The organism is Bacteroides faecis MAJ27 (genome assembly GCF_900106755.1).
Classification (GTDB): domain Bacteria; phylum Bacteroidota; class Bacteroidia; order Bacteroidales; family Bacteroidaceae; genus Bacteroides; species Bacteroides faecis.
Genome location: NZ_FNNN01000012.1, coordinates 33,182 through 53,924, shown reverse-complemented (window position 1 = coordinate 53,924; position 20,743 = coordinate 33,182). Strand labels below are relative to the sequence as shown.

The 20,743-nt window shown below is 45.1% G+C and carries 16 protein-coding genes; 4 read left to right on the top strand and 12 right to left on the bottom strand.

The features are described 5' to 3' along the window. Positions 1–21 precede the first annotated feature (21 nt). The gene (locus BLW31_RS11825; RefSeq protein WP_010538175.1) at positions 22–924 is read right to left on the bottom strand and encodes a helix-turn-helix domain-containing protein; all 903 of its coding nucleotides are present in this window, start codon (positions 922–924) and stop codon (positions 22–24) included. 247 nt (positions 925–1,171) lie between these two features. On the opposite strand from BLW31_RS11825, the gene BLW31_RS11820 reads away from it, so the two are divergent. Beyond that, positions 1,172–2,188, top strand: a complete 1,017-nt coding sequence (locus BLW31_RS11820; RefSeq protein WP_010538174.1) for an SDR family oxidoreductase — start codon at positions 1,172–1,174, stop codon at positions 2,186–2,188. A gap of 181 nt (positions 2,189–2,369) precedes the next feature. Here BLW31_RS11820 and BLW31_RS11815 read toward each other — a convergent pair whose 3' ends face one another. The 3 genes from BLW31_RS11815 to BLW31_RS11805 form a co-directional block, all read right to left on the bottom strand. Next, positions 2,370–2,906 carry a hypothetical protein gene (locus BLW31_RS11815; RefSeq protein ID WP_010538173.1) on the bottom strand — a complete coding sequence of 179 codons (537 nt, stop codon included), beginning with the start codon at positions 2,904–2,906 and terminating at the stop codon, positions 2,370–2,372. A 182-nt stretch (positions 2,907–3,088) separates the two neighbouring features. Further along, positions 3,089–3,784 carry a response regulator transcription factor gene (locus tag BLW31_RS11810; protein ID WP_010538172.1) on the bottom strand — a complete coding sequence of 232 codons (696 nt, stop codon included), beginning with the start codon at positions 3,782–3,784 and terminating at the stop codon, positions 3,089–3,091. A 33-nt stretch (positions 3,785–3,817) separates the two neighbouring features. Further along, positions 3,818–5,332 carry a sensor histidine kinase gene (locus BLW31_RS11805; RefSeq protein ID WP_010538171.1) on the bottom strand — a complete coding sequence of 505 codons (1,515 nt, stop codon included), beginning with the start codon at positions 5,330–5,332 and terminating at the stop codon, positions 3,818–3,820. Positions 5,333–5,465: 133 nt separating this feature from the next. Between BLW31_RS11805 and BLW31_RS11800 the strand changes: the two genes are divergently transcribed. Further along, complete coding sequence (locus BLW31_RS11800; protein WP_010538170.1) at positions 5,466–7,574, top strand: outer membrane beta-barrel protein; 2,109 nt, start codon at positions 5,466–5,468, stop codon at positions 7,572–7,574. A 118-nt stretch (positions 7,575–7,692) separates the two neighbouring features. On the opposite strand, the gene aspD is transcribed toward BLW31_RS11800, so the two are convergent. Next, entirely contained in the window at positions 7,693–9,336 is a 1,644-nt protein-coding gene (gene aspD / locus BLW31_RS11795; protein ID WP_029425569.1) for an aspartate 4-decarboxylase, read from the bottom strand. Between the two features lie 62 nt (positions 9,337–9,398). Then, positions 9,399–11,093, bottom strand: a complete 1,695-nt coding sequence (gene aspT, locus BLW31_RS11790) for an aspartate-alanine antiporter (protein WP_010538168.1) — start codon at positions 11,091–11,093, stop codon at positions 9,399–9,401. Between the two features lie 249 nt (positions 11,094–11,342). Here aspT and BLW31_RS11785 point away from each other — a divergent pair, with 249 nt between their 5' ends. Continuing rightward, positions 11,343–13,010 carry a formate--tetrahydrofolate ligase gene (locus tag BLW31_RS11785; RefSeq protein WP_010538167.1) on the top strand — a complete coding sequence of 556 codons (1,668 nt, stop codon included), beginning with the start codon at positions 11,343–11,345 and terminating at the stop codon, positions 13,008–13,010. Here BLW31_RS11785 and BLW31_RS24465 read toward each other — a convergent pair. From BLW31_RS24465 to pyrB, 6 genes are all read right to left on the bottom strand, one after another. After that, positions 13,007–13,180, bottom strand: a complete 174-nt coding sequence (locus tag BLW31_RS24465; RefSeq protein WP_153880783.1) for a hypothetical protein — start codon at positions 13,178–13,180, stop codon at positions 13,007–13,009. The two genes, BLW31_RS11785 and BLW31_RS24465, sit on opposite strands and share 4 nt — an antisense overlap. Positions 13,181–13,358: 178 nt before the next feature. Beyond that, a complete protein-coding gene (gene glyA, locus BLW31_RS11775; protein ID WP_010538165.1) occupies positions 13,359–14,639 on the bottom strand; it encodes a serine hydroxymethyltransferase in 1,281 nt (426 codons plus the stop codon). A 224-nt stretch (positions 14,640–14,863) separates the two neighbouring features. Further along, positions 14,864–15,601 (bottom strand): porin family protein, encoded by a 738-nt coding sequence (locus BLW31_RS11770; RefSeq protein WP_010538164.1) that lies wholly within the window; start codon positions 15,599–15,601, stop codon positions 14,864–14,866. A 4-nt stretch (positions 15,602–15,605) separates the two neighbouring features. Next, a complete protein-coding gene (locus tag BLW31_RS11765; protein ID WP_010538163.1) occupies positions 15,606–16,175 on the bottom strand; it encodes a flavin reductase family protein in 570 nt (189 codons plus the stop codon). A gap of 44 nt (positions 16,176–16,219) precedes the next feature. Continuing rightward, positions 16,220–16,693, bottom strand: coding sequence for an aspartate carbamoyltransferase regulatory subunit (gene pyrI, locus BLW31_RS11760; RefSeq protein WP_010538162.1), 474 nt, complete (start codon positions 16,691–16,693; stop codon positions 16,220–16,222). Then, positions 16,690–17,631 (bottom strand): aspartate carbamoyltransferase, encoded by a 942-nt coding sequence (pyrB, locus tag BLW31_RS11755; RefSeq protein WP_008761416.1) that lies wholly within the window; start codon positions 17,629–17,631, stop codon positions 16,690–16,692. Before pyrB ends, pyrI begins: the two co-directional genes overlap by 4 nt. Before the next feature lie 767 nt (positions 17,632–18,398). Between pyrB and BLW31_RS11750 the strand changes: the two genes are divergently transcribed. Then, the gene (locus tag BLW31_RS11750) at positions 18,399–20,738 is read left to right on the top strand and encodes a transglycosylase domain-containing protein (protein ID WP_010538161.1); all 2,340 of its coding nucleotides are present in this window, start codon (positions 18,399–18,401) and stop codon (positions 20,736–20,738) included. Positions 20,739–20,743: the final 5 nt, after the last annotated feature.

Genomic DNA, 20,743 nt, shown 5'->3' with positions numbered 1-20,743 from the left:
ATCCTGATTTATGGAGCTGTTTTAGCTCTGTTGCTTATATTCGTTTGGTGTGCATCCGACATTCTTCTTGAACAACCGGCTGAAATGTTGCGGATACTGGAATCCCAGTTCATAGGCAATCTGGCTGACCGTCTGGTTACCTTCCAATATCCGTTCTTTGGCAAGTTCTATGATTCGGTACTGGATGTATTCCTGTGCTGTTTTTCCTGTTTCTTTCTTGATCAGGTCACCGAAATAATTGGGGGAAAGGCAGACTTTATCCGCAAAGTATTTGACAGAAGGAAGCCCTTCGGTAAGTGCAACTTGATTTTGAAAATACTCGTCCAATAACTGTTCAAACTTAACGATGATGTCTTTATTGGCTTGGTTGCGTGTGATGAATTGCCGTTCGTAGAAGCGCATGCAATAGTCGAGCAATAGCTCTATATTGCGGACAATGAGCTGTTTGCTATGTTTATCGATAGCATGTTCCAGCTCGATTTGTATTTTGTGAATACAGTCGGTCACAATTTCCTTTTCCTGTTCGGAGAGATGCAATGCTTCATTCACTTCATAAGAGAAGAAGCTGTAGTGTTTGATGTTCTGTCCTAAAGAAGTTCCCCGAATTAAATCGGGATGAAATAAAAGACCGATAGATTTGGTACGGGGCGGGGTTTGTTTACGATTGTCTATCCCGACTACCTGCCCCGGAGCCATGCAGACGACGGTTCCTTCTTGATAATCATAATATTTCCGTCCGTATCTGAGATCGCCACATTTTGCTTCTTTCAGAAACAGAGAGTAGAATCCGATATTCATACGGTAGTATTCTACCGTCTTTGTCGCTTTCGAAAAGTCGATTACATTCACTAACGGGTGTAAAGTCTCTAGTCCGAACAGTTGGTCATACTGGTCAATACTTTCCATTTTTGTAATTTCTTCCATACGGCTTGCAGTTTTGATCTGTCACAAAGATAAAGCTTTTAAATGTATCTTTTTCATTCCGGATTTGTAAAACTGTAATTTGGGTATAAGATTCAGTAATTTGTATACAACGTTGGCAGCCGACCGGATGCAAACTTACATTTACTATCAAGATTAGCGTATCAGAAACAAAAAAACGGAATAATAGCAAGGATGTAAATAACAGAATTGATATATTTGTTCCTGCGAATTTTAAAAGACTTGTTTTATGAAAGCATTATTCATTGGAGGGACCGGTACCATCAGTGCCGATGTAGTAGAGTTGGCACAACAGAGAGGGTGGGAGATTACACTGCTCAACCGAGGTTCAAGGAAACTGCCCGAAGGCATGCGTAGTATCATTGCCGACATTCATGATGAGGAAGCCGTAGCGAAGGCTGTCACAGATGAAAGTTATGATGTGGTTGCCCAGTTCATTGCTTATACGGCAGAAGATGTAGAACGTGACATTCGTCTGTTCCGGGATAAGACGAAGCAATATATTTTTATCAGTAGTGCATCCGCCTATCAAAAGCCGTTGGCTGATTACCGTATTACAGAAAGCACTCCTCTGGTGAATCCTTACTGGCAGTATTCACGGCATAAGATCGCAGCCGAAGAAGTGTTGATGGCAGCATACCGGACAACCGGTTTTCCGGTTACGATTGTTCGTCCCAGTCATACTTATAATGGAACGAAACCTCCTGTAAGCCTGCATGGAAATAACGGCAACTGGCAGATTCTGAAACGGATTCTTGACGGGAAACCTGTGATTATTCCCGGCGATGGCAGTTCATTGTGGACATTGACTCATTCCAGAGATTTTGCCAAAGGATACGTTGGACTTATGGCAAATCCTCATGCAATCGGAAATGCCTTCCATATAACTACTGATGAGAGTATGACTTGGAACCAGATTTATCAAACCATTGCCGATGCACTGGAAAAACCGTTGAACGCCTTGCATGTGGCTTCCGATTTCCTTGCACGGCATGGAGAAAACTATGATTTTAGAGGCGAACTGTTGGGAGACAAAGCAGCTACTGTAGTCTTCGATAATTCGAAAATAAAACGTCTTGTTCCGGATTTTATCTGTACTACCTCAATGGCAGACGGTTTAAGGCAGGCAGTTCAATACATGCTTTCGCATCCTGAAACGCAGACTCCTGATCCGGAGTTCGATTCATGGTGTGACCGTATAGCGGATGCAATGTGTGCAGCGGACAGGGCCTTTGAATCAAAATGAACAAAAAAGAAGTAGTAACTGCATTTGTTATTGATAGTCGGAAGTGCCTGACGAAGATAATTTGATTAGCTATTAGCATAATCTGATAAGCTAATAGCTAATCAGATTATGCTAATAGCTAAATTGAAATTACTTGTAAAAGTATTATTTGCTATTATAATATTTCATTATTATAGGGTGATTAATAGAGCCCATTCCTTCCTTGCTGAACTTCAATCCGGATACCGAAATTACCATTTGAAGATTTCAGTTCGAATGCTCCCCGGAAGTTATTTTTTTCCCAAGGCATAGCACTGCGGTTGGGTACTTTCCATCCGTCTTTATCATAGTCTCCGTATGTATTGATTTTCCATCCATTTTTCAGTTTGAAGGTTCCCATTTGCATGAATTGCGGTGAAGACGACAACCCCCATCCATACCCATATCCGAAACCGGAGAAAGGAGAAGAAAATGCGTCAGTGAATCCCTGGGTATAGGTTGCGTCTGTATTCAGACGGAATATCTGATTGTAATCTTTACTTACATCCGGTATGTCCAGATTGAGTTTCGGAAGTTTGGGAGGTGCCACATTCATTAATCCCATGTCCAGCAGGAAGCCGCCAAATTCCTTCATATTGCTTGAAGGGGTACGACGAATACTATCGGAAGGAACTTCCGACTGTGCGGATGCAAAACCGACCGATAATACCAGCGAAAGAAATAGAATCAGTTTTTTCATCTTCGTAAAGGTTGATTGATGACAAAGATAGAAAATATTAGTATGACTGCTTGCTTCCGTTATGTTTTCTTAGAGAAAAATCCATTTTAAACATGGTGTCACTATCCTGACAGGATGGTGTAAGTATCCCGGCAGGATAGTGACACTATATCACTGGTATAGTGACACCATGTTTTTTTGATTCAAGTAGCTATTAATTTATAGCCGATTCCCCGCACATTAACGATCCGGATTTGCTCATCCTGTGATAATTTATGCCGTAGTTTAGTAATGAACACATGCAGACTTCGGGAATTGAAAAAGCTGTCATCTCCCCAGAGGTCAAGCAGTACATCTTGCGTGTTGACTACCTGATTCCGGTTTTCGCAAAGACGTTTTAATATTTCAGATTCCCGGTGGGAGAGTTCCTGCCTCTCTCCGGCACGCAATAGAGTTTGTGCAACGGGATCGAACAAGTAGCTGCCTATCTCAAAGCGACTGGAGGGCTTTTGCTCTGTGAAGCTGAACGCTTTCCCCATTAGCGCCTTGATGCGGATAATGAGCTCTTGCATGCCAAAAGGCTTTTTCAAATAGTCGTTGGCTCCAAGTTCAAAACCTTCTACCACATCATTGATGGCCGAACGGGCAGTCAGAAACAAAACGGGTGTTTGTTTGTCTGTTTGCCGGATACGGCGCACCATTTCGAATCCATCCATTTTCGGCATCATCACGTCGGCGACCAATACATCCGGGCGTAGTTCAAAGAAAAGATGTAATCCTTCTTCTCCGTCTCCTGCCGTATGAATTGTAAAGCCGCTTTCTTCCAGTGTATCTTTGATGATCATAGCGAGTGTCACTTCGTCCTCTACCAATAGTACTGTAATTTCGTTTTTACTCATGATGTTGACTTATTATAAAGTAAATGCACTTTTTTATAAGATAATGGTAAATGTAGTTCCTTTGCCCGGTTCACTTTTCACGGAGATGGTACCTCCATGCTTTTCGACCATACTTTTGACATAGAAAAGTCCTAAACCGTATCCTTTCACATTATGAAGATTGCCTGTCGGAACCCGATAGAATTTGTCGAATATATGTTTCTGTTTATCGGGTGGAATGCCTATTCCCCGGTCGGTAACAGTGATGCATACCGTTTGTTCTGTCTGGCGGCAGCAGATTGTTATTTCGGCAGACTCTTTGGAGTACTTCACTGCATTGTCAATCAGATTGCTGATGATGTTGTTGAAGTGGGTGCGGTCTGCAACAAGGGTCAGTGATTCGGGATTTATTTCCAGAGTTACGTGTACGGTTTTATCAGCTTTAAGTTGGTGCTGCTCTATTAAAGAAGTAATCAGTTCTTTCAGATGAATCTCTTCGGGATGCAGTCTGAATGTCTTGCGACTTTCCATGCTCATGGAAAGAATCTGTTCAACGAGCCCGCTCAAACGTTGCAACTGCTCCTGACTGATGCGTAGGTACTGGTCACGCTTACTCTTCTCCTCCGCTTGGTTGAAATTCAGCAGCGCATCATTGGCGGCATAAGCTACGGCGATCGGAGTTTTTAATTCATGCGTGATGTTATTGGTAAAGTTGCTCTTCATCTCCTCCAGTGTCTTTTGTCTCAGCAGTGTCCGGATGAGAAACCAAAAGGAGAATCCCAGGATGAGGAAGATAACAAATGAAGTGACCAGAATTCCGGTCATTTGCTTCCATACCAGAGAAGTGATCGGTTCCATTATCAGTTGATAGCGTTGGCTGTGATGTCTGTTGAATTCGTAGTCGTAGCGGATAGCTTTCGGGCTGGGGATATAACTGCTGTCTCCTGCGATACCCAGCGTATCTATATATATTTTTGATGAATCCATTGCGGTTCCGGTGTATATATATAAGGTGTGATGAGGAACGTCTATGTTGTGTGCTTTCAATACATCGGTAAGGAGGCTGTCATATTTTTGCAGGTTGATGTCGATATAGGTATCCACACCCGAATGCATACCCTGTTGGACGCTGAGTAAAAGTTCTTTCATCGAGTCTTCTTTCTTTAATAATACATCGAGTCCGCTTTCGCTGGAGGCGATGGCTCTGGCTTCGGGGTCAGTATTGTTAACCGCCAATGTATCTACTGCCGTTTCCGTTCGCGTGTGCAGGGTGTCTTTGTAGGTACTGTCCGTATAAGAGATGGTCTGGCTTGTTACCAGCGCTTTTCCGTCGTCACTGTATCCGGCGGAAACGGTGACCGATCCGTGTTCTACATTGTCTTTTTGCAATTCGTTGACACGAAGCACGATTTCATTGAAGTCGCTCGTACGCATTGCATCCTTGATATGGTTGTTCATTTCCTGTTTCATTGTACGGTAAAGTCCCGTCAACCAATAGGTTTGGTAAACAAAGATGCCTGTCAGCGAGCAGATGACAAGGATAATGATATGTTTCAACGGTAGTTTCATACGGACAAAGATAGTATGAAACTGTTATTTTTCTTCTCTTTGATAAGACTAAATAACACTAGATAAGCCGGTGATAACGTAAAGTTTCACTTTTTCTCCCGTATTTTGCAGCATACTCAAAAATAAATGCGATATGAAACGAACTTACTTACTGCTTTTGTTACTTTTCCTATATTGGATGTATGCTTCTGCGCAGCAGGTACAGCCGGTACGAGAACCTGCCGACAGCGTAAAAAACGTAGCATATATAGACAGTCTGTTCAGGGAACTTCCCGAAGTGATGATTACCGGAGAGCGTCCGGTAGTGAAAGCGGAACAGGGGAAACTGGTGTACGATGTTCCGCGACTGGTGAGCAACCTCCCGGTGGACAATGCTTACGATGCGGTAAAGAACCTTCCGGGCGTTGTCGCTATGAACGATGGAATGACATTGGGAGGACAACCGGTAACAGTGGTCATCAACGGAAAGGTAAGTACCCTGTCTGTGGAACAATTGAATGACCTGCTGAAATCAATGCCGGTCAGCCGGATTGAAAAGGCGGAAGTGATGTACTCGGCTCCGGCCCGCTATCAGGTACGCGGACCGATGATTAACCTGGTACTGACTTCGGGCACAGGAAAGGAACCTTCCCTTCAAGGTGAACTATATACCTCTTATAGCCAGTTGCATTACGAATCTTTGGCAGAGCGTGGAAGCCTCCTGTACTCCGGACGCAAATTCTCTGCTGATCTTCTCTACTCTTACTCTTACAGCCGCGAACGGCGGGAGACGGATAAAGAAGCGCTTCACACGCTCGCCGACGGTTCGGTACACCAGATGGATATGTATGACATCACAACTTCCCGTCACAACAATCATCAGGTGCGTCTCGGCATGGACTATGCATTTGCCGACAAGCATTTGCTGAGTTTGGTTTATACAACAGCTTTCACAGATGTCAAGCCTTATGCCACCGTTACCGGTGCACAAAATTCTGTGACCGATTCACGTTCGGAAGGACAGCTTCATAATGCAAAGCTCGATTATCAGACTCCTTTCGGACTGAAAGCCGGTGCGGAATTTACCTATTATCATTCTCCCGGAAGTCAGTTGCTCCACAGTACGCTGGGAGAGGAAACGATGAACTTTTTGAGCAGAGATAACCAACGGATCAACCAATGGCGATTTTATGCCGGGCAGGAACATACATTGGGCAAAGACTGGGGACTGAACTACGGCGTCACCTATACGACGGCATTGGATAACAGTTATCAGATGTATTACGATCCCGAAACGGAAGCACCGTTACCGGACAATAATATGAAATCCCGACGCCGCGAACAGACGGTGAACTTCTATGCCGGACTCAGCAAGAGTTTCGGAGAAAAACTTTCGGCAGATGTTTCGTTGGCAGCAGAGCAGTATCACACGGATATGTGGAATGAATGGAACCTTTACCCGGTTGCCAACCTGACGTATCTGCCTGCTTCGGGACATATCCTGCAATTCTCATTGAGCAGTGACAAAGAATACCCGGAATACTGGAGTATGCAGAACTCCACTTCCTATATGGGTGCCTACTCCGAAATTCAGGGAAATCCCTTCCTCAAACCTGCAACGAATTATGAGACGACCCTCAGCTATATCCTAAAGGGCAAATATGTATTATCCGCTTATTACAGCCGCACGAAAAACAAGGAGATGCAAACTCTTTACCAATCTCCGGAACGTCTGGTCGAGATTTATAAATGCTTCAATTTCGATTTCTCGGAGCAGGCAGGACTAGTGATGGTAGTCCCCTTTAAAGTGAAGAAATGGCTGGATTCACGTGTGACGGCGATTGGTTTCCGCTATCGTCAGAAAGACAGTGATTTTTGGGATATCCCGTTTGACCGCAAATTATATACATTTGTGCTGACAATGAACAATACCTTCACTCTCTCCACCAAACCGGATTTAAAGTTAACCCTCAGCGGATTTTATCAGAACAGGGCTATACAAGGCATTTTCGACCTTCCCCGTTCCGGAAATCTGGATGTAGCCCTCCGCTATACTTTTGCAAAAGGAAAGGCACAGCTGACTGTGAAGTGCGACGACATATTCAATACTTCCACTATTTCGACAAATGTCCGCTACGGATTACAGAATGTGAAGAACCACTATATGAAAACGACCCGTGCATTCGGTATCTCCTTCAACTATAAATTCGGAGGATATAAGGAGAAGAAGAGGGAAGAGGTGGATACTTCCCGGTTCAAATGATGCCTTGTCTTGTGGCAGTACTTGATTATTTGATCAGAAGGGATACCCGATTATCGGCGGTCAGTAAATTGGTTGCAACCACCTTTCGGATATCCCTGTAATCAATGTTCGGGCCGCTTTATCCTATGGACGCTTTCCACACTTTGGCATACTCTTCCAGTACCCGTTTGATGCTTTTTCCTATCTTCACATAATCAGCCTCATTCAGATTGGCAAGTGATACACGGACACTCCATTTCGGTCCGGCAAAACCGCCTCCGTTCAGCAATACCAATGAAGTTTCGTTGGCGAGCCGGAAAACGACATCCAGCGGATTGTATGTCTTTTGCAGGTAAGCAACGAAGTCATCACCATAAAATTTCTTCGCCCATACCAGCATATCGATCTCCGAATAATATCCGGCACGTAGCGGGTCCTCTACCAGTGTGAAACCGGTATTGTCCCAAAGCGCATGCAGGCGGCGGTGAATGATTTCCTGCATTTTAGCCTTATAGCGGTCTTCTTTGTCAAGAAGGGCGAAGGCAGAAAACAAGCTCATCTGCATTTGTTGGGGCAGGGAAAGTCCTGCGGTATGGTTTAATGCAATCTGGCGGCTGTCGGCCACCATGCGGTCGATAAACTTCATCTTCTCCGGGTGCAAATCGAGGCTTGAGTAGCGTTTGTTCAAGATTGCTTTTTGCTCCTCCGACAGGCGGGCAATCATTTTGTCGTAGATGTTGTCTTCGTGTAAAGCAATGACTGCATTTCTCCATCCTGTAGCTCCGAAATATTTGGAGAAGGAATAGACGCAAAGTGTATTGTGTGGCAATTCTGCCATCAACGAACGGAAATGAGGAATAAACGTTCCGTACACATCATCTGTGATAATCATCAGGTTCGGATTATCATTCTTTACAATATGGATGATGCGTGCCACTGTTTCCGGATTAAGCGCGTAACTGGGCGGATTGCTCGGATTGGTGATAAACAACGCTTTTATCTGCGGATTCTTCAGCTTGTCAATGTCTTCATCTTTATATTGCCAGGTATGCAGTCCGTCCGGTGTCATTTGGTCAGCGGATATTTCGGTAACGTCGAACTGATAACGGCGTAGTTCGGGAATTTCGATGTAAGGCGTGAAGACCGGAATCATCAGAGCGATGGAATCTCCCTGATTCAGCAGGAAGTTTTCTTGCAATGAATCGAATACGTAGCACATGGCAGCCGTTCCCCCTTCGGTAGCGAAGAGGTCGAATGTACCTTTGGGCGGACGACGGTCGCACATTTCCTGCGCCAGATAGTCCTGTACGATTAGCTCGGTGAAGTGAAGGATACGGTCGGGGACGGGATACTGGTCGCCGATGACCGATTCAGCCCATTCATGAACCAGTGTATCCGGGTCGGCGGCATGTTCCATCAACATATAATTATAGGTCCCTTTCAGCAGCTTGGCTCCGGGTTCCTTCTCGTTTTCTTTGAGAAAGGCTTCGAAGCGGGCAGCTATTCCATCTTTCTGCGGGATGCCTGCTATTCCTTCTTCCAGCGACAGGACACGGCGACATTCGCAAAGTCCGAATTTTCCCAGCAGGAAGAAGGCTTCACGTGGTTCGGTGGCAATCCAGTTCGGGTTGCCCCGCCCTGCATTCAGCATGGTATGGGCTATTTTCTTAATACTTTCGTCGGCCATTTCGATGAGCTTGTTTTTAAGTTCGAAAGGGCTGATCGTTTCCATCTTTTTGGCAAAGTTCTTGGTGATAGCTGTGCCAGTTGTTTTCTTTTCCATCATGGTTCTTATTGTTTTCTGATACTTAATTTTGATTTACGATACATTCATTATACTAATATCTACATGAGTAATACGATAGCTACTCCCCAGATGATCAGCAGGGTATTTCCGACGGCATACGTCACGGTGTATCCCAGGGCGGGAGTGTCACTTCCCAGTGCATCCTGAATAGCTCCCAGGGCGGCAGTAGTCGTACGTGCTCCGGCTGTACATCCCAGTGTGAGGGCAGGGTGGAACTTAAACAGATATCTTCCCATCAGCAAACCGCTGAGAAGAGGAATGGCAGTTGCGAGTGCACCGACGATAAACAGGCTGAATCCTACTTCCTTGAAACCCGTCACAAAACTAGGTCCTGCGGCGATGCCGACAACGGCGATGAACATGTTTAATCCTACATTATTCAATACCCACAACGAAGGTTCGGGAATACCGCCAAAGGTGGGACGTTTGCTGCGCAGCCAACCAAATACGAGTCCTGCGATCAAGGCACCTCCACTGGTGGAAAGGCTGATCGGGATACCTCCCAAATGTATGGCCAGTGCACCGACCAGACCACCGATAAGGATACCCAGGCCGACAAAGATCATATCTGTCTGGTTGGTAGGGCGGTCAATGTAACCCATTTGCTTGGCAGCCGTTTCCACTTCGAACTTTGTTCCGGTCAGTTCAAGGATATCACCGGAGTCGATCACTGTCTGCGCAAGTACCGGAATGTTGATTCCTGCCCGCTTGATGCTGCGGATACTGACTCCATGCATGAATTTCTGTGCGCGGACGGTAGAGACTTTTTCTCCGGCGAACGTACGGTGAGTAACCATGACGGGAAGCGTCTCTGCCGGAAAGTCGAGCAGTTGGGCATCGATCACTTCCGGACCGATCCAGTCTTCTTCGCCGATGGCGTATTCACGGCGACCGCTCAGTACCACTTCATCGCCCGGCTGTAGAAGCATCTCCGGAGTAACCTCTTCTATGACGCCTTTTTGCCGCACCCGTTCTACAAACAGTCGCTTATCGTTTTCTATCAGATACTTTTCCAGTTCGCTGACAGTCTTTCCTTTGCCAAACCATTTGTTCTCAATTTTATAAGCACGGAATACGACGGGGCGGAGAGCAGTATAAAATCCCGGTTCATCAGCTTCCGAAGTACCCATTTTGGCTTCCAGCTCTTTGCAGTCAGCTTTCACTTTGTCCAGTCCGCCCAGCATTTTAGGACCGAGTGAAGCGAGAATCCATGCGGAGCCTGCCGTGCCGAAAATATAAGTCACAGCGTATGCTACAGGAATGGCATTGATAAATGTCGCTTTCTGTGCATCGCTGATACTTAACTGATTGATCGTGTCACTTGCTACACCGATAACTGCGGAGATGGTCTGTGAGCCTGCCAGCAATCCGGCAGCTTCGCCTACGTGGTAGCCCATGATTTTGGCAAGTATCCACGGGGCGATGAGGCTGACTATACACATCAGGACGGCAAATCCTACTTGTGGCAATCCGTCTTTCTTCAATCCGCGAAAGAATTGCGGACCTACTTTGTAGCCCACAGCGAATAAAAACAGTAGAAAAAAGACAGCTTTCATCGGGCCGTCTACACTAATGTTCAACTGTCCCACCAGCACTCCGACCAGAAGGACGCTCGTCACTGTACCTAATGAAAATTTTCCTATTTTGAATCTGCCCAGCCAGAAGCCGGCGAATAAGGTAAGAAAAATGGCGAGTTCAGGGTGATCCCTTAATTGGTTAATAATCCATTCCATATATGTTGTTCTTGTTTAGGTTATGTCAATAACAACAGTTCTTGTACGGAAAGAGTTTAGAAGAGTATGTTTGTTATCGTCATAGTTTATAAATATTTTAGGTAGGATTATGCGATTACACGGTTTTAGGAATTGAGTAATTGAAAACCGTGCAGAAGTAATGAGAGAAATCAGAGAAAGCTTTAAATTTCTCAGTTTCGCTTTTTTGTTATACTTTTGTCACTTCAAATAAAACTAATCATATTCTGTATGAAATCAGACATAGAAATAGCTCGCAGTGTCGAGTTGAAGAAGATTAAGCAGGTTGCCGAAGGTATCGGAATTCCCCGTGAAGAAGTCGAAAATTACGGTCGTTATATCGCGAAGATTCCCGAACAACTGATCGATGAGGAGAAAGTGAAGAAAAGTAACCTCGTTCTGGTAACTGCCATCACAGCGACAAAGGCGGGTATCGGCAAAACTACCGTATCTATCGGTCTCGCTCTGGGACTGAATAAAATCGGAAAGAAGGCGATTGTCGCTTTGCGCGAACCGTCTCTCGGTCCTTGCTTCGGTATGAAGGGAGGAGCAGCGGGCGGAGGATATGCACAGGTGCTTCCGATGGAGAAGATCAACCTCCACTTTACGGGAGACTTCCATGCGATTACTTCCGCGCATAACATGATTTCCGCTTTGCTTGATAATTATCTTTATCAGAATCAGGCGAAAGGTTTCGGACTGAAAGAAATCCTCTGGCGTCGGGTGCTCGACGTGAACGACCGTTCATTGCGCAGCATCGTAGTCGGACTCGGACCGAAGTCGAACGGTATCACACAGGAGTCAGGTTTCGATATTACTCCGGCTTCGGAGATTATGGCGATTCTCTGTCTTTCCAGGGACGTGGAAGATTTACGTCGCCGCATAGAGAATATTCTTCTGGGCTTTACATACGATGACCAGCCGTTTACAGTGAAAGACCTCGGAGTAGCGGGAGCCATCACGGTATTGCTGAAAGACGCCATCCACCCGAATCTGGTGCAGACTACCGAAGGTACTGCCGCTTTCGTACACGGCGGACCGTTTGCCAATATCGCTCATGGCTGTAACTCCATTCTTGCCACCAAGCTGGCAATGTCATTCGGTGACTATGTGATTACAGAAGCCGGATTCGGTGCAGACCTTGGCGCTGAAAAGTTCTATAATATCAAATGCCGCAAGAGCGGACTCCAGCCCAAACTGACAGTGATTGTTGCTACGGCACAAGGTTTGAAGATGCACGGCGGTGTCAGCCTCGACCGTATCAAAGAACCGAATATGGAAGGATTGAAAGAGGGTTTGCGCAATCTGGATAAACACATTCGCAATCTTCGTTCCTTCGGTCAGACGGTGGTGGTAGCTTTCAATAAGTTTGCTACCGACACGGACGAGGAAATGGAAATGCTGCGCGAACACTGCGAACAGCTGGGAGTAGGCTACGCCATCAATAATGCGTTCAGCGAAGGTGGTGAAGGAGCAGTAGATATGGCACGCCTCGTAGTCGATACGATAGAGAACAACCCGTCCGAACCTTTGCGCTATACGTATAAAGAGGAAGACACCGTCCAACAGAAGATTGAGAAAGTGGCTACCAATCTTTACGGGGCAAGCGTCATTACGTACAGTAGCATTGCCCGTAACCGTATCAAGTTGATTGAGAAGATGGGCATCACTCATTATCCGGTTTGTATCGCCAAGACTCAGTATTCCTTCTCAGCCGATCCGAAGATTTATGGTGCCGTAAATAATTTCGAGTTCCATATTAAAGATATAGTGATCAATAACGGTGCTGAAATGATTGTGGCGATTGCAGGAGAAATTCTCCGTATGCCGGGACTGCCAAAAGAACCACAGGCGTTGCATATCGACATTGTAGATGGAGAAATTGAAGGTCTGAGCTAAGCTGCTGCCTGCATAGGGTTATCGAAAATAAATCCCCGTCTTTCCACTTCTGATGTTTTGGGAAGACGGGGATGATTGTATATAGAGTCCAGTGTACCGGTATATTGACCTTGTCTGATACACTGTACGATTGAAGTCGCCGCTGTCTGAAGGTATAGTGCGTATTTCAATTTCTCTTTTTGTAGTAAGAAAACGTATTTTCGGGCAGATAGTTTGCCCGGCACTGTTAATAAATAAAAAACAAAACCTGCTTTTCTTTTCGAAAAGCAGGTTTTAATTCTCAATTATTATTTATCAATTAAAGATGTTACTGATTCACATCACCGACACCCTTCAACAAAAAAAATCTTAATCAGCAAAAAGAGGATATTTCTTCATTGTCTCGTTGACACGTGCACGTACTTGTGCGATAACCTCTTCGTTTTCCACGTTAGACAGAACTGTTTCGATCATTTCGGCAATTTCGATCATCAGGTCCTCTTTTGCACCACGAGTAGTGATAGCAGGAGTACCCAGACGGATACCGGAAGTCTGGAAAGCAGAACGGCTGTCAAACGGAACCATGTTCTTATTAACGGTAATATCAGCAGAAACTAATGCTTTTTCTGCCACTTTACCTGTCAGGTCAGGGTATTTGCTGCGCAGGTCAACCAACATGGAGTGATTGTCCGTACCACCGGAAACGATTGTAAAACCACGGTCTATCAAAGCCTGTGCCAGTACGGCAGCATTCTTTTGTACCTGTTTTGCATATTCTTTGTATTCCGGTTGCAGGATTTCGCCGAAAGCTACAGCTTTGGCAGCGATTACGTGTTCCAATGGTCCGCCCTGTATACCGGGGAATACAGCTGAATCCAGTAACTGAGACATCATTTTGATCTCACCCTTCGGAGTTTTCTTTCCCCATGGATTAGGGAAGTCTTTGCCCATCAGGATAACACCGCCACGAGGTCCGCGAAGTGTTTTATGTGTAGTAGAAGTGACGATATGTGCATATTTAACCGGGTTTTCCAACAGTCCGGCAGCGATCAGACCCGCAGGGTGAGCCATGTCGATCATCAGGATAGCGCCTACTTTGTCTGCGATTTCACGCATACGTTTGTAGTCCCATTCGCGGGAATAAGCAGAACCGCCGCCGATAATCATTTTTGGTTTTTCGCGTAAAGCAACTTCTTCCATCTGGTCGTAGTCTACGCGGCCGGTTTCCTGATTCAGATTGTATTCGCAAGGAGTGTAGATGATACCGGAAGTGTTTACTAATGAACCGTGAGAAAGGTGTCCGCCGTGTGCGAGGTTTAATCCCATGAATTTGTCGCCCGGATTCAATACAGCCAGAAATACTGCTGCATTGGCTTGTGCTCCTGAATGCGGTTGTACGTTTGCCCATTCGGCGCCGAAGATCTCTTTCAGACGGTCGATAGCGATTTGTTCGCTCTGGTCAACTACTTCGCAACCTCCGTAGTAACGTTTGCCCGGATAACCTTCTGCGTACTTGTTAGTCAGGCAAGAACCCATTGCCTGCATTACCTGGTCACTTACAAAGTTTTCAGATGCAATCAGCTCGATACCTTTCAGCTGACGTTGGTGCTCTTTTTCGATGATATCGAAAATTAAGTCGTCTCTTTTCATTCTTTTTATAAGTAAGATTAAATTTCTAATTCGAGATACCTATTTTAAGCGCACAAAGTTAGTGAAAATAAATAAAGAACGAAGGAACTATAAGAAAAATGTTAGTAAATGGAGGAAATTAATAGATAATGGATAATTTATCGTACAGAATGAATAGGGGATGCCTGTTTTTGCCGGTTGCCGGCTATCAAAAGTTTATTGGCCGCTCCGGTAGTGTCCGCCCGTTAAAGGATAAATCCGAACGAGAAGCTTAATGCACTGTCGCGACGGCGGAAGATGATATGGCTGACTCCTGTGCTGCCGTCGGAGTTGATGTTATCATAAACAATCGACTTGGAGATGTTTCTTATCCCTTGCTCGTAGCGGAAGTCAAAAAAGATACGGGAAATATTGACACCGACACCGATCACGGCGCTCACATTGAGCGGATACAACTTCTCATGAATCCCTTTCTGGTCGAAGTTTGTGAAAGTGATTTCATTCCGTTTTCCCCATAGATACCGGAGCTTGGGACCGGCAAAGATTGACATCCCGTAAGGACCTTTCTTCACTACATTATATCCGTAGAGAACTGGGAAATCAATGCTGTGAAGAACGGATTGTACGGAGGCATAGTCGGGCTCGACGGCAGGATGTTGCGAGCCGAGCTTATCGAATACAATCTCACCTTTGCTGACGTTATAGGATACTTCCGGCTGAATGAAATGCTTCTTCATATTGATGCGCATGAAGAGTGCGCCGAAGTAGCCGATCTTATAATTGTTTTGTACTTCGTCGATGGTTACGTCTTTGATTTTCAGCTCGGACACCATGAACATGGAAGAATTAAATCCGGCTTTGATGCCGAAGTTTACTTTCTTGGTGTTTGGTCGTTCCACTTTATCTGCGTTACGATCCTTGCCGAAAGCTGTGCATGCTATCGCCATCCAACCGAAAAGAATGAGTTTACGCAGTATATTCATGGTTCTATTTATTCTTCTTTTCTACACTCCAGCCGAATTTCCCTATTTTTTCTCCCAGGTCATAATATCCTCCGTGCACATATACTAACGGGTTTGCTTCTGCCAGTTCGAACTTTCCGGTTTCGGGATTCAGGTTCCGGTCGTCTGCGCGGACATTTACCACATCGGCAATGAACATATCATGTGAACCGAGCGAAACTATTTCCTTGACACGACATTCGATGCAGAGGGGAGACTCTTCGATCAGTGGTGCACTGACTACGGTACAGCGTCCCGGAGTGAGTTTCATCTCTTCAAATTTACGGTAATTCCGTCCCGAACGTACTCCGCACCAGTCGGTGGGGAATGCCATATCTTTAGTTGTCAGATTGATAACGAACTCCATATTCTTCTTGATGATGTCATAGGAATGTCGTTCCGGTCGTACGGATATATAGCACATGGGCGGGTTAGTGCAAATCGTACCCGTCCATGCTACTGTGATAATGTTGTATTCACTTTCTTCTTTTCCGCAACTCACCAATACGGCAGGCAGCGGATAGATCATTGTTCCCGGTTTCCAGTCTTGTTTCACTTCTTGGCTTCTTTTAGTGCTACATTTCCTTCATTATCCATTTTTCATTTTCCATTATCCATTAAAGAAATTTCCTCACGTTTCTGTTCTTTTTCGCAATAATGGCACTTCACGATGCAGTTATCCTTGTCTATCACATGAAATAACGTAGGCATAGGCTCGTTGTTCGTGATACATTTCGGATTGGCGCATTTTACGATGCCGTACAGTTCGTCCGGCATTCTGACTTCTTTCTTCTCGACAACCTCGTAGTCGCGGATGATGTTCAGCTTGACGTAAGGTGCTACTACCGATATACGGTTGATTTCTTCGTCGCAGAAGAATTTGTCGGCAATTTTGATGATGCCTTTTTTTCCTAGCTTTTTGCTGTCGAGGTTGAAGCCGATGGTGATGTTGCACTTCATTTGCTCCACACCCAGGAGTTGTACGACAGTAAAGAGTTTTTCTGATGGGATATGGTCAATCACTGTCCCGTTTTTCAAGGCAGCTACTTGCAATGCTTGTTTATTTTCGTTCATAATAAAATATCGTTTTTAACGTCTTCTAATGTGATACCTAACACGTCGCAAAGGATGGCTTCACGGGCATACAGTCCGTTTTGTGCCTGTTGGAAATAGTATGCTTTCGGATTGTTGTCCACATCGTAAGCAATCTCGTTGACACGGGGCAGCGGGTGCAGGATGCGGAGGTTCGGACGGGTGTTTTCCAGCATCTTGTTGCGTAGGATATATACATTTTTCACTCGTTCGTATTCCATCAGGTCGGTGAAGCGCTCACGTTGTACACGGGTCATGTACAGAATGTCGGCATCGGCGATGATTTCTTCGGTAAATTCCGTGTGCTCGATGTATTTAATCTGATGTTCTTTGCAGTAAAGTTTATACTCTTCCGGCATTTTCAGTTCATCGGGAGCGATGAAATGGAAAGTAGGGTTGAAGTGGCGCATCGCCATGAGCAGCGAGTGGACAGTACGACCGTATTTCAGGTCTCCCACCAGAAAGATATTCAGGTTTTCCAGTGTTCCCTGCGTTTTGTAGATGGAGTAGAGGTCGAGCATCGTTTGTGACGGGTGCTGATTGGCTCCGTCTCCCGCATTGACGATGGGTACCGGTGCTACTTCGCTGGCATAACGGGCAGCTCCTTCGAGATAGTGTCGCATAACGATGATATCTGCATAGCTGCTTACCATCATGATCGTGTCTTTGAGTGTTTCTCCTTTGGAGGAGCTGGTTGCTTTCGGATCAGTAAATCCGATAACGCGTGCGCCGAGGCGATTGGCTGCTGTTTCGAAACTCAAACGGGTGCGGGTGGAAGGTTCAAAGAACAGGGTTGCTACTACCTTACCTTGCAATAACCGGCGGTTGGGGTTCATTTCAAACTGCTTCGCCATTTCGAGCATGTAGAGGATTTTTTCTTTAGAATGTTCGGCAATGGTTACTAAACTTCTGTTTTCCATTTTGTTATCTTTTATGTGGATAGAACTTGTTTTACCGGAGTGTAAAGGTACGAAGAAAATGTAGAATACAAACTATTTGGACGACAATATTTCTAGTAAATTAAGGGGAATTGCCGGGAATTTATAGTCTGCGTTTTTCAGCTTGGGGATAAATGAACCGGAGCCCCGGGGCGAATCAAGTTAAGCACCGAGACGAATCAAGTTAAGCACCGAGGCGAATCAAGTTAAGCACCGGGATAAATTAAACTAAGCCCCGAGCTGAGTGAAGCTAAGCTCCGAGCTAAACTCAGTTATATTTATCCGGGTACTTTTTTGTGCATTTTTTCATTCGTCATTCTTCATTTCTCCCGCCTTCCAGCTGACGAAAATCCGGTGAAAAAAATGGCTTAATAAAAAAAACTAAGCTCTGAAACGCCCATGGATAGGGCGCAAAAACCCAATCAAAACCAGTAGAGAAGAGTATATAATTCTATTCTAAAGAAATAGAATTATTTAGAAAGAAGAGAAAAAAATGCCGCCGCTTTGCTTTCTGAATAGTTTAGTTTTTAAGGGAGGTCAAGTCATAAAAATCCGTGGCTGATCTTTTCGTCTTTTTCTTTTATGCAGGATTTCTTTTTCTCCTTTTCTCGTTTTTCTTTTTTTCTCTTTTGCTTAGTTTTTCGATTGGTTTTAAAATATCAAATAAATCAAAAACTCGTTTGCTGTATGCTATATTTTATCTACCTTTGCAATTTAATTATAAGCATCTTTTTTTAAGCTGAAAAAACATGGTTCGAAAAATAATAAAAGCTCTTTGGATATTATTGGCAGTTGTTTTGGTAGCTATTGTGGTTATCTTTGTTTCTATTTCTAAGGGCTGGATAGGCTATATGCCTCCTGTGGAAGAGCTGGAAAATCCCAACTATAAATTTGCAACGGAAGTCTTCTCGGAAGACGGGAAAGTGCTGGGCACATTCTCGATGGAAAAAAACAATCGTGTGTACAGCAGCTATGCCGATCTTTCTCCGAATATTATCCATGCGCTGATTGCAACGGAAGATGTTCGCTTTGCCGAGCATTCCGGTATTGATGCGAAGGCACTTTTCCGTGCTATCGTCAAGCGTGGTTTGTTGTTGCAGAAAAGCGCGGGTGGGGGTAGTACGATCTCACAACAGCTGGCAAAACAGTTGTTTACGGAAAAAGTGGCAAGCAATACCATCCAGCGTTTGCTGCAAAAGCCTATCGAATGGGTGATTGCCGTGAAACTGGAACGCTACTATACGAAAGAAGAAATTCTGACGATGTATCTCAATAAGTTCGACTTCCTGAATAATGCTGTCGGTATAAAAACGGCTGCATCTACTTATTTCGGATGCGAACCCAAAGATTTGAAGATAGAACAGGCGGCGATGCTTGTGGGAATGTGTCAGAATCCGTCCCGCTATAATCCTGTATCCCGAAATCCGAAAATCCGTGAAAATGCGTTGGGACGTCGTAATGTCGTACTCCGTCAAATGGAAAAAGCCGGTTACATTTCGGATGCGGAGTGTGATTCTCTGCAGGCACTTCCGCTTAAACTGGCATATACCCGTGTCGACCACAAAGAGGGGCTGGCAACTTATTTCCGCGAATATCTCCGTGGTGTGATGATTGCCAAGAAACCGGTTAAGAGCGATTATCGCGGCTGGCAGATGCAGAAGTATTATGAAGACTCCCTCTCATGGGAAACAAATCCTCTGTACGGCTGGTGTGCCAAAAATAAAAAGAAAGACGGTTCGAATTATAATATCTACACGGATGGTCTGAAAATCTATACAACCATCAATTCGCACATGCAGCAATATGCTGAAGAAGCGATAAAAGAGCATCTGGGTGATTTCCTGCAACCTCTGTTTTTTAAGGAGAAACAAGGAAGCAAGAATGCACCGTATGCAAGATCTTTGCCGCAGGCACGGGTGGAAGAACTGCTGACCAGAGCGATGAAACAGACTGAACGGTATAACGTTATGAAGTCGGGAGGAGCTTCTGAACAGGAGATTCGCAAAGCATTTGATACTCCTCAGGAAATGTCTGTGTTCACTTGGGCGGGCGAAAAGGATACGATTATGACTCCGATGGACTCTATTCGCTATTACAAACACTTCTTGCGTACAGGATTCATGTCGATGGACCCGATGAACGGATATGTGAAGGCGTATGTAGGCGGACCGAATTATACGTATTTCCAGTATGATATGGCAATGGTGGGACGCCGTCAGGTAGGTTCTACTATCAAACCATATCTGTATACGCTGGCAATGGAGAACGGATTCTCACCTTGTGATCAGGTACGCCATGTGGAACAAACACTGATTACCGAAACAGGAGAGGCATGGACTCCCCGTAATGCCAACAATAAACGCTATGGTGAAATGGTAACCCTGAAATGGGGATTGGCTAATTCGGACAACTGGATTTCGGCTTATCTGATGGGCAAACTGAATCCTTATAACCTGGCGAGACTGATTCATAGTTTTGGTGTACGTAACAAAGCGATCGACCCCGTTGTTTCACTTTGTCTGGGACCTTGCGAAATCTCTGTCGGAGAAATGGTCAGTGCTTATACAGCCTTTGCCAACAAAGGTATTCGTGTAGCTCCGCTGTTCGTTACCCGCATCGAAGACAGTGACGGTAATGTGCTCTCTACATTTGCACCGCAGATGGAAGAAGTGATCAGTGTTTCGAGTGCATATAAGATGTTGGTAATGCTTCGTGCCGTTATCAACGAAGGTACCGGTGGACGTGTACGTCGCTATGGAATTACGGCTGATATGGGTGGTAAGACCGGTACAACCAATGACAACTCAGATAGCTGGTTCATGGGCTTTACTCCTTCATTGGTGTCCGGCTGCTGGGTAGGAGGTGACGAACGTGATATTCACTTCGGCACAATGACCTATGGACAGGGAGCTGCCGCTGCGCTGCCTATCTGGGCAACTTATATGAAGAAAGTCTATGGCGATCCGTCTTTAGGATACAGCCAGACGGAAACGTTCAAACTTCCCGAAGGATTTGATCCTTGTGCCGGTTCGGAAACACCGGACGGAGAGGTCTTTGAAGAAACAGGACTGGACGATTTGTTTAATTAAATTTT

What these genes read in the sequence shown, in the direction of transcription:
- aspD (WP_029425569.1), bottom strand. Translation starts at nt 9,336, where the DNA reads ATGGAAAAGAAAACAACTGGCACAGCTATCACCAAGAACTTTGCCAAA.
- pyrB (WP_008761416.1), bottom strand. Translation starts at nt 17,631, where the DNA reads ATGGAAAACAGAAGTTTAGTAACCATTGCCGAACATTCTAAAGAAAAA.
- aspT (WP_010538168.1), bottom strand. Translation starts at nt 11,093, where the DNA reads ATGGAATGGATTATTAACCAATTAAGGGATCACCCTGAACTCGCCATT.
- BLW31_RS11805 (WP_010538171.1), bottom strand. Translation starts at nt 5,332, where the DNA reads ATGAAACTACCGTTGAAACATATCATTATCCTTGTCATCTGCTCGCTG.
- glyA (WP_010538165.1), bottom strand. Translation starts at nt 14,639, where the DNA reads ATGAAAAGAGACGACTTAATTTTCGATATCATCGAAAAAGAGCACCAA.
- BLW31_RS11815 (WP_010538173.1), bottom strand. Translation starts at nt 2,906, where the DNA reads ATGAAAAAACTGATTCTATTTCTTTCGCTGGTATTATCGGTCGGTTTT.
- BLW31_RS11750 (WP_010538161.1), top strand. Translation starts at nt 18,399, where the DNA reads ATGGTTCGAAAAATAATAAAAGCTCTTTGGATATTATTGGCAGTTGTT.
- BLW31_RS11770 (WP_010538164.1), bottom strand. Translation starts at nt 15,601, where the DNA reads ATGAATATACTGCGTAAACTCATTCTTTTCGGTTGGATGGCGATAGCA.
- BLW31_RS11810 (WP_010538172.1), bottom strand. Translation starts at nt 3,784, where the DNA reads ATGAGTAAAAACGAAATTACAGTACTATTGGTAGAGGACGAAGTGACA.
- pyrI (WP_010538162.1), bottom strand. Translation starts at nt 16,693, where the DNA reads ATGAACGAAAATAAACAAGCATTGCAAGTAGCTGCCTTGAAAAACGGG.
- BLW31_RS11825 (WP_010538175.1), bottom strand. Translation starts at nt 924, where the DNA reads ATGGAAGAAATTACAAAAATGGAAAGTATTGACCAGTATGACCAACTG.
- BLW31_RS11800 (WP_010538170.1), top strand. Translation starts at nt 5,466, where the DNA reads ATGAAACGAACTTACTTACTGCTTTTGTTACTTTTCCTATATTGGATG.
- BLW31_RS11785 (WP_010538167.1), top strand. Translation starts at nt 11,343, where the DNA reads ATGAAATCAGACATAGAAATAGCTCGCAGTGTCGAGTTGAAGAAGATT.
- BLW31_RS11820 (WP_010538174.1), top strand. Translation starts at nt 1,172, where the DNA reads ATGAAAGCATTATTCATTGGAGGGACCGGTACCATCAGTGCCGATGTA.